Genomic DNA, 9,352 nt, shown 5'->3' on the forward strand with positions numbered 1-9,352 from the left:
CTATTTATTGTATCCAATTTATCTGTTTTAACGGCATCTTACAGTGATTGAATGTAAGTTTAACAAGATGGGTTGCCCTATTAGACAGCATAATGGTCAGTGCACAGTACGAACAATAATTCGAGTTGAAGATCTCAAAAAGAAAATGGTTTTTATTGAGGGCTCGAGACAAGTTGGAAAAACCACCTTAAGTAAGGCATTGGGTTGAAAAGCAGTGTGTGCGCCATAAATTATCGGTAATTTAAAGCGTTCTTGTGACCATGTCCGCCGTGGCGTGAGAATTGATTGAATTTTCTAGAGGATATTTAAAATAATTTTTAATGGAACTTTAAGCAGTGGCCTTTTATTTAAAATAATAAATTAACTTTAAAACGATTGACTCTGTTTATTGGTATTTCAAAGCGATAAATTTATAACAAGAAAATTTTTCCATTAACATAAGGACGTGCTATCTAGTCGGCTGTTACTCAAGCTGTTGAGTTCAAGTTTCTAACTAACAAGAAAATAGTTCTGGAAAGATACCCTTGCGTTGCTGTTTTATGATGAGCTAAAGAAATCTAATGAACTAAACAGAAAACCCCTTTTAAATCACTGACCGAACCGGTATCTAGCAAGCTTTCTTTGTTTAACCTTGCCTCTGAAACAGCGCTGCCCCCTTTAGATTTAGATAAAGAACAAGAGGACCAGTGTCAGGCATATTATGAACAGCAAATTACTAAACCTGACAGTCTCGCTAAAAAAGCCGTTGATGAGTGTAATGAAACCAAACTTCGCTGTATTCTGGGGGTCACACCTGTATTTTCAAGACTTAGATAAGTGAATCGAAGAGAATGCGTTTCGAATGGCTGCGACTTAAGTGTTGTCTAGTGATAATGGAAATTGTGACAGAAACCATAATTAATTCTGCCAAAAAAAAATGGATATCCCATAGAAGAATTGAATAAAAGTCAGAAAGAAAAAATAAAATTGAGATTAGATAGAGCTTTGCTGAAGGAAAGACGTGAGGTTGCAGAAACCATCTTTTTCTGAAAGCAGAAAGATAAAATACTCGAAGTCTTCCTGAGGGACCATCTAGAATCACATTTGAGCCAGATGCAAGACAAGTTAAAGGAGAGACCTTTGTCGTGTGCATTCCTCAAATTTTGTATGATCTATCCATACAGCTTGAAGAGATAGAGGGAGAGTTTGATAAACGCGAAAATGCAAAAAAGTAATTAAATGAATCTTATACAAAACTGGAGGAAGCTTTTGACAAAAAATGGAATACTTTTGAAAAGTTACTGGAAGCTGTTTCAGCCACGAAGGATATCCGAGAGGTAAAAAAAATTAAAAGAGGCGGTTCGATTTCCTGAAATGCTTTTACCATATTTATATAACGAATTCTAGCGTAAAAAGCGGAATTACCAATCGTTATTTGAATATGCAGTTTTTTTATATAACAGCAAAAAGAGAGTAGGAGACAAAGAGGCATTAAGACCTCTTATCGAGATTGTAATACAACACGGCGATAAGCCTTCTTCTAAATTCCAAGGTAATATCGCTTGACCCATTTTGACGTTACTTGTAAAGTACGTAAACAATTTCACTAACTACGACGGGGACGGTGTCAGCAATTGTGGGGGTACAGTCAAGGACAGAAGGATATAAAAGAAATGTAGTACAAGTTTAGTGTGTTCAAGTGGGCGATGGGATCAGAAATTAGAATTAAACAGCAACATCGATCGGATATTCAGAGGTATATAATGCTGTTTTACTCCAAGTAGGAAGATCGTTTGACTCAATCGCTTAGCGCTGCTATCCAAAAGAAGGAAGCAGTCACAAAAGGAAAAGAAACTTCTGATTTGTATCGACACTTGCGAGAAGTCAACGAAAACGCAAAAGCAGTTCAGTAATATCATGGGGCGACTTCACCAACTTCAAATTGAAATGCGACCCGCTAATTCAATCAAATTTTATATAACTCCCGTAGCTATCGTTCACGGAATTGAAGAAAAGGAAGAGAAAAAATAGCTGTTAATGATTCCATGACGCCGTCATAGTTCATTAGGAGGGTTTTCCAATAATGAGGTATTCTTTTGATTTTCGCGACCAAAACTCCTCCGCAGATCAGAAAAATGCCTGTAAAATTCTTAGAGCGACGGAAGCAGTTACTCTTGAAGAGGCTAAAAAGCAAGCTAAAAACTTTTGAAAAAGGAGCATCCTAATAGTCAAAACTATGATCCAAGGAAAGGGGGTTAACGTGCAAAGAGATAGGCTTGGCTTGTGAAATTTTCCCCTCGCGCTCCTCAATCTAATAACCAACGTACTCCAGTAATCAATAGAAAAAACATAAAGGTCTTCCGTATCAAAAGTAGAATTTAACAAATGGCTTTAAGAAAATATTGAAAAATATCGTTTCAACCTTATTTTCCAATCGATTAAGAAATATTCGAACACTGCTATAAAGAATCTTTGGACACTTATCGAAGCGAAGCAATTATCGTACGAATATCTTGAAAACGAATCTCTACAAAAAATCCCTTCAATTAATGAACAAGAGAACGCCCTATCAACGCTTTTATGGGAAGCGTTTATTGCGTCATTTTTAATGATGACTCAATAACGGAATATTTATGTGCGAAGCCGAAGAAAACTTTCATCTGTGAATTCGCTGAGACTCATTCATTTGGATTCCTCGATGAGGCGCGGCGGAATTTCAGACTTTTAAGTAAACTAGCCGGTGTTTTTTACGAAGATAACTCTTCAACCTGCAAGCATCCTAAATTGTTTCTATTTTCTATTTTTAACTAGTGTCGATGGCGTCGGATTTTTTTAGCTTGAATGCGTTGGATTCTATGTTAGTAAACTTGTATTACGCTTCTTAGAAAGAATGCGGATTAGAAAATTTTAGCTGTGAATGCATGATGAAATTAGTCGACGATTATTAGGGAAAAAATTAAATTTCAACCAATTACTTTTGAAATTAAAGTACATTGATTTTCTTATTTTCATCAAAAATTGTGAGTTGATGCAGAAATTGATCGACGGAATAAACGAGGGGTACTTGGAGCCTATAAATAATAAAATTGCTGAGTTAAAGAAAGAAAAAATTAGAAATAAAAATAAATAAGTCAATTAGAAAAAGTGCATAAAGAAATCCGACGTACGGTTAAGAAAGAAATCACTACATGCGTAAAAGCATATGAAGATAAAGTGAAATCCGAACCCAAAGCTCCCCGTATGCCGGACGAGGTTTTTTCTCCTAGGCGGAAAGCCCTAGACATTTTTCAGAAAGTCCATTCCGTTGTTAAGGAATATGAAAATAAATAAGAAATTTCTGATAGCGTTAATAGCATAAGCGCTTCTCTAAATCGGGTTAGATACACTGTGCTAGTTTTTGTTAGTTTTAGGTAGATTGCTATTCTCTTACTGCATTCGCACCGGCCTTTTTTGGGGATACGTGAATACGTATTTTATGCTAAGAAACTGTCGCAAGAATAATGCCAAAAGAATAGCTAGTGATAAGGATTTCAATTTAGAGGCATCTCTATTACAAATTCGGTGAAATTAACTGACTGCTGATCCATCGCATATGTTTATTTACAGCACCAGTATTCGCCGCAGTGACCTGATAGGCTCGCTTTCCTAAAGCACTTCTTTCATTAGGGCTTTTAAATAACTGAGAAACCACGTGATATAAACTTTCGCTATCGTTTACGATCAATAAGGCCTGCGCTCTTTTTAACAGCTCACTAATTAACACGAAATTTTGCAATTGAGGCCCGCTAATAATAGGAAGCTGAATAGCGGCGGGCTCAATTAAATTATGCCCGCCAACCGGAACCAGGCTACCACCGACAAAGGCGACGTCGCTTGCTGCATAAAGTCGGCACAATTCTCCCATGGTATCCCCCAATAAGATGTCCATTTTTTGAGTCGGGAATTGTTGGAGACTTCGCCTCACGATTGAAAAGCCTGTATTTTCACACAGCCGGGCTACTTTCGTGCACCGATCGGGGTGGCGTGGTGCTAGGATTAAAAACGCATCGGGAAATTCAGCACGGAGTTGACGAAAGGTTTCCAGCACAATAATTTCTTCACCTTCATGGGTGCTGGCCGCCATAAGCGTCAGGCGCTCGCCCCATGATTTTCGAAGCGATTTTCCTTCTTGGATAACGGAAGTGGGCAAATGAAGATCGAACTTCATGCTACCCGTGACCAGTAATCGATCCTTTGAAAGCCCCAGGCGAACAAAACGCTCTCCATCCACTAGGCTTTGAGCAGCGACGCAGTTAATTTGCGTTAACATTTTTCGCGCGAGGGGGACTATCTTTTGGTAACCTTGAAGCGAACGTTCGGATAAACGGGCGTTGGCTAACAACACAGGAATATTTCGCTTATTTGTATAATGCAATAAATTAGGCCAAAGTTCGGTCTCCATTAAAATTGCTAATTGAGGATGCGCGCGTTTTAAAAAACGGTTGACGGGACCTGGAAGATCATACGGCAAATAGACATGACGAACCCTGTCTTTAAAAATTTTTTGGACTTGCAAAGAACCTGTGGGGGTGGTTGTAGTAACCATCAAGGAATAATGAGGATAATGGTTCAACAGCGCTTTAATCAGCGGAACGGCAGCGATCACTTCCCCCACCGAAACGGCATGAAGCCATAGGGAAGGCGCATCAGAGTCAAACGACTTAATGTATCCAAAACGCTCCAATAAACGATAACGATAACCTTCGACCCGTCGAGATCGCCATAACATACGCAGCAATACAAAGGGTAAGGCAGCGTAAGATAATAAAGTATACAGATAACGCATAAGCTTAGTGTACAATTGCATTGTCGCGAGCAACTCAATTTTATGAAAATTATCCTTTTCCGCTTTGCGGGATGACAGTCTGGGTTTCCCATCATGAAGTTAAGAACGATAACGTGGATTGAACCGAAGAGCAATGCCAACGAAAAAACCATTGGCAAAGGCTATGCTACCGAAGCGATCGAAGTGTTGAGTGGGTTAGAGCCCGTGAAACGCCGCCGTAGGATGTATACGGATACTTCTCGCCAAAATCATCTTTCTCATGAAGCCATTGATAATAGTGTCGATGAAGCTATTGCGGGTTTTGCACAAAATGTGGAGGTAATTCTCTATAAAGACGGCTCATTAGAAGTCGTTGATGATGTGATGGTCGCGGAATGCCTATCGATGTTTACCCCGAACACAAATTAACAGGCGTCGAATTAATTCTAACGCGTTTGCACGCCGGTGCTAAATTTTTAACGAAAACCTACGAATATTCCGGGGCTGCATGGGGTTGGCATCTCCGTTGTTAATGCGCTGTCCAAAAAAAACTTACTGTTCAAGTAAAAAAAGACGGTAAAATTTATCAAATGGATTTCGCCAATGGTGAAAAAAATGGCGAAACTACGCCCGGTGGGATCGCGCAATAGATCGGAAAGTGGTACAAGCGTTCATTTCTGGCCCGATCCGCATTATTTTGATTCTGTAAAATTTGGGATTTCCGCCTTAAAACATACTATGCAGGCTAAGGCCGTTTTATGCCATGGTCTCACGTTCATTTTATCGATGAGAACACCGGGGTCAACGGTTTCAATGGTATTACGCCGAAGGCTTAAAAACCTAATTTAGCAGATAGCTTGCGCGATCGTGAACGATTACTCGAAGAGCCGTGGGTGGGCAGTTTTTCGGGAGAAATGGGGAAAGCGGATTGGACGCTGGCGTGGTTGCCTAAAGATAAAGAAGGCGTTAGAGAAAGTTACATGAATTTAATCCCAACGCCGCAAGGTGGGACGCATGTCAACGGTTTGCGAATAGGCTTATTAGAAGCCATGCGTGAATTTTGTGAGATCCACAAATTATTGCCACATAATTTGAAGCTTGCTTCCGAAAACATTTGGGAGCAATGCCATTATGTCTTATCCGTAAAAATGCAAGAGCCTCAGTTTTCAGGCCAAACTAAAGAGCGGTTAACTTCACGCCAATCTACTGTGTTTGTCTCCGGGGTCGTTAAAGATGCGTTTAGTTTGTGGTTAAATTATATAATGTTGAAATCGGGAAAACGCTGGCTGAATTGGTGATTGCTAATGCGAAAAAACGATTGCGCATTAGCAAGAAAATTGAACGTAAAAAAGTGACAACGGGCTTTGCATTACCGGGCAAGTTAGCGGATTGCATTTTATCTGACCCAATACAGTGCGAACTGTTTTTAGTGGAAGGCGATTCAGCCGGTGGCTAGCAAAGCAGGCACGAGATAAGAATTTTCAAGCCATCGTGGCTCTTCGTGGAAAGATATTAAATACGTTGGAAGTCGATACCAAACAAGTACTTAGCTTCTCAGGCCCTTCACGACATCGCTATAGCAATTGGCGTTGATCCCGATTCCAGTATTTAGAAGGCCTTAGGTATGGAAAAATTTGCATCTTAGCGGATGCCGATTCCGATGGTTATCATATCGCTAGTTATTATGCATGCGCACTTTTTATGAAACACTTTTACCCTTTAGTAGTGAGCGGCCATGTGTATGTGCCATGCCGCCCTTGTATTGTATTGACGTTGGCAAAGACGTGTTTTATGCCTTGGATGAAGAGGAAAAAGAAGGTATTTTAGATCACATTAAAGCGGAAAAATTAAAAGGCGCCATTAATATCCAACGTCTTAAAGGCTTGGGTGAAATGAATCCGTCCCAATTGCGCGAAATGACAATGAATCCGGATACACGTCATTTAGTGCGATTAACTGTCAAGGCTAAAGATAAAACGGAACAGCTTTTGGATATGTTCTTAGCAAAAAAACGCACGGCGGATCGTCGGGATTGGCTGGAGAAAAAAGGAAATTTAGCGGAAGTGGATTTTTAGTGACTATTCAAGCACCTAACGTGAATGGCTGAAAAATGGACGTTTCTATCCACAGGCTAAATAGTTACGAAGTTTAGGAGAAAAAGATAAAAGAACTCAGTCCTAGTTTCGTGGCTCTTGCCAAAGAAGCAAAATCGCACATTAAAGAAACGGATATCTATACCATAAAAAAATGATGGGCAATGAAAGAAGACTTTGAGCTTTTTGATGTGCGCGAAGAAAGCGAATGGCATGAGGGACACTTGCCTTCGGCCATTCATCTTGGAAAAGGTGTTATCGAACGAGATATCGAAAGATTGATCCCCAATCGCAACCGCAAATTAATACTCTACTGCGATGGTGGTTTTCGCTCCACGTTGGCTGCCGAGATCATTAAAAAAATGGGCTATAAAAATGTGTTATCAATGGACGGCGTTAAGGCTTGGCGCCAGGCAGATTTCCGATTATTATGGATTAAAATTCGCTATAGTTTAAAACCGTAAATCTTTAATTAAAAGGAGATCTAAAGTGGATAAAACACCTTCATGCAAGCGACGGGCTTCCCCGTGGCTTATTGCGCTATTTATTATTTTATTAGTCGTCGCCGGTTGGTATTTGCTCTTTCCGGTTCTGGAGCTAACCCTCTCTATCACGGCAGGCGTTTGGGGCGTTATCATTGCTACAATTGTAGTGTTGAGCATTGCGATTCTGTTTTTCTTAGTTTTCAGTGGTGTCGGTGTCATAATTTTAGCTGTATTTGCTTTTTTATGGGGATTATTGGCAATTATTCTATTCCCGATTATTTTTCCTGTGGTCGTTCCGTTATTAATAATTTTGTTATCTATCAGATTTCTGTTACGAAGAAAACATTAGAAGTGATAAATATTTTTTTCAGTTACAACACTGTTTAAAGGGACATCCCATTTTTCTGTAGTTATTGAATTAATTTTTTGGAACTCATAAGCCACACCGATCAGTTTGGGTTTTTGAGCATTTGAATCTTTTAAAAAAGCCAGGGTGCGGTCGTAGTAGCCTGCGCCGCGGCCAAGACGATTACCTTCTTTATCAAAAACGACAAGTGGTAAAAAGATTAAATCCAGCTCCTTTGTGGCGATGCGTGTTTCCCGCGTTGGGTCGGGTTCTTCAATGCCGAAACGGTTTTTAATTAATTCGCTTTTGTGGCAATACGAATAAAAATCTAAATGATGATCTAAAGTGCAGTGCAAAATTGGTAAAAAACAGTCTTTTTTCACTTCGAGCGCTTTTGATACTGCGGTTCTTATATCGACTTCGCCGTCATCCGATAAATAAAACGCCAGCCGTTCGCTAGACTTAAAAATGGGAAGTGCCACAATTTTTTTAGAAATGATTTCAGAAGCTTCATTTTTTTCTTGTAAGGAAAGTTCGTTTCGGCGCTGGCGCAATTGGTAGCGTAGTTGATTTTTGTTAAGTATTGAACACATAAAACCCTCTATGACATCGTTGCAAGCCTATTAATTGAACCCAAAGGCTCAGGTGGGACTGGCGGGCACTGACTTCAGGCTTCCCTCGGATTCATGAAACCACGAAAAACGGGCTTGCTCAACAGCGTGACCACAGCCAATTCCCTGTCATACTCGTATCGGTTCAAATATGTAGTCCTTGCCACGAGTCACAGAGGATACTCTCATATTATACTTCAATTTCAGTATTTTTTTCCAGAAAATTTTCAATTCGCCGTTGCAAATCTTGAATGCGTTGATTCATGACATCGATGTAATTATTTTTTTGTTTACGCAACTGCATGAGTTCATGGTAAATATTGAGAGCAGTGACCACAGCGATGCGTTCTATGCTGTTGATATTCGCTGTTTGGCGTATTTTACGCATTTCTTCTTCCACGTAAGCGGCTGCTTCTTGAAGTGCTTTGGTTTGCTGGGGGGGGCATTTAATGTGATAGCTGCGATCAAGGATTTTTACGGAAATAAGACTCTGTTCGCTGTTGTTGTCGCTCATGGAATTTCTTCCCTTAATTGTGTAATTACTTTTTTAATTTTCTGGGCGACTTGAAGGTTTTTTTCAACCAATAATGAACGCTCCCGAACTTGAGTGGCTAATTTCTTACGTAACGCATTATTTTCTGATTTTAATCGTTCTAAAGAGCACAATAAACGATCAACTTGATATTCTAACTCGCTGAGTTCTAGTGTATATGTAGGTTGCATCCTTGATATCCTTTTTATTATTTTCAAATGCTAATCTGTATTTTATAATCTAATAAACTAAGAATAATGTCTTAGTATTTATCAGTCAATAACATTTTCCTTTTTTATAATTACACTTTTGAGTATTAATTTTTTGGGAAGATCAATTCTTTGAAGTAAAGAAATTTAAAAGATCGAGTTGCTGACCCCCTATGAGCGCAGCGAAATACGGGGGCGATAGACGAGATCATTATTTTCCCGTATTCTGCTTTGCTCCATACGTATAGGCCCTGGGTTGTTGTGTCAACAATCAGTTTTGACGAAAAGAACGT

General features: G+C 39.5%; 5 protein-coding genes, 1 other RNA gene and 2 pseudogenes. 3 read left to right on the forward strand and 5 right to left on the reverse strand.

Annotated elements, in window-relative coordinates:
* Positions 1-3,529 precede the first annotated feature (3,529 nt).
* On the reverse strand, positions 3,530-4,804 hold the full coding sequence (waaA, locus tag FIV31_RS06210; RefSeq protein ID WP_280124171.1) for a lipid IV(A) 3-deoxy-D-manno-octulosonic acid transferase: 1,275 nt from the start codon (positions 4,802-4,804) through the stop codon (positions 3,530-3,532).
* A gap of 118 nt (positions 4,805-4,922) precedes the next feature.
* Here waaA and parE point away from each other — a divergent pair.
* The 3 genes and pseudogenes from parE (at position 4,923) to FIV31_RS06225 (ending at position 7,710) form a co-directional block, all read left to right on the forward strand.
* A pseudogene (gene parE / locus FIV31_RS06215) lies at positions 4,923-6,858 on the forward strand (DNA topoisomerase IV subunit B).
* A gap of 86 nt (positions 6,859-6,944) precedes the next feature.
* Positions 6,945-7,315, forward strand: a pseudogene (locus FIV31_RS06220) (rhodanese-like domain-containing protein).
* A gap of 50 nt (positions 7,316-7,365) precedes the next feature.
* A complete protein-coding gene (locus FIV31_RS06225) occupies positions 7,366-7,710 on the forward strand; it encodes a hypothetical protein (protein ID WP_280124172.1) in 345 nt (114 codons plus the stop codon).
* On the opposite strand, the gene FIV31_RS06230 is transcribed toward FIV31_RS06225, so the two are convergent.
* The 4 genes from FIV31_RS06230 to FIV31_RS06245 form a co-directional block, all read right to left on the reverse strand.
* Positions 7,707-8,300, reverse strand: coding sequence for a 5-formyltetrahydrofolate cyclo-ligase (locus tag FIV31_RS06230; protein ID WP_280124173.1), 594 nt, complete (start codon positions 8,298-8,300; stop codon positions 7,707-7,709). The two genes, FIV31_RS06225 and FIV31_RS06230, sit on opposite strands and share 4 nt — an antisense overlap.
* A 1-nt stretch (position 8,301) precedes the next feature.
* A non-coding RNA gene (gene ssrS, locus FIV31_RS06235) (6S RNA) lies at positions 8,302-8,500 on the reverse strand.
* 8 nt (positions 8,501-8,508) lie between these two features.
* A complete protein-coding gene (locus FIV31_RS06240) occupies positions 8,509-8,832 on the reverse strand; it encodes a cell division protein ZapA (RefSeq protein WP_280124174.1) in 324 nt (107 codons plus the stop codon).
* Positions 8,829-9,068, reverse strand: coding sequence for a TIGR02449 family protein (locus FIV31_RS06245; RefSeq protein WP_280124175.1), 240 nt, complete (start codon positions 9,066-9,068; stop codon positions 8,829-8,831). The genes FIV31_RS06240 and FIV31_RS06245 overlap by 4 nt, the downstream gene beginning before the upstream one ends.
* Between the last annotated feature and the right edge of the window lie 284 nt (positions 9,069-9,352).

This window comes from Coxiella endosymbiont of Ornithodoros amblus (assembly GCF_019425495.1).
Classification (GTDB): domain Bacteria; phylum Pseudomonadota; class Gammaproteobacteria; order Coxiellales; family Coxiellaceae; genus Coxiella.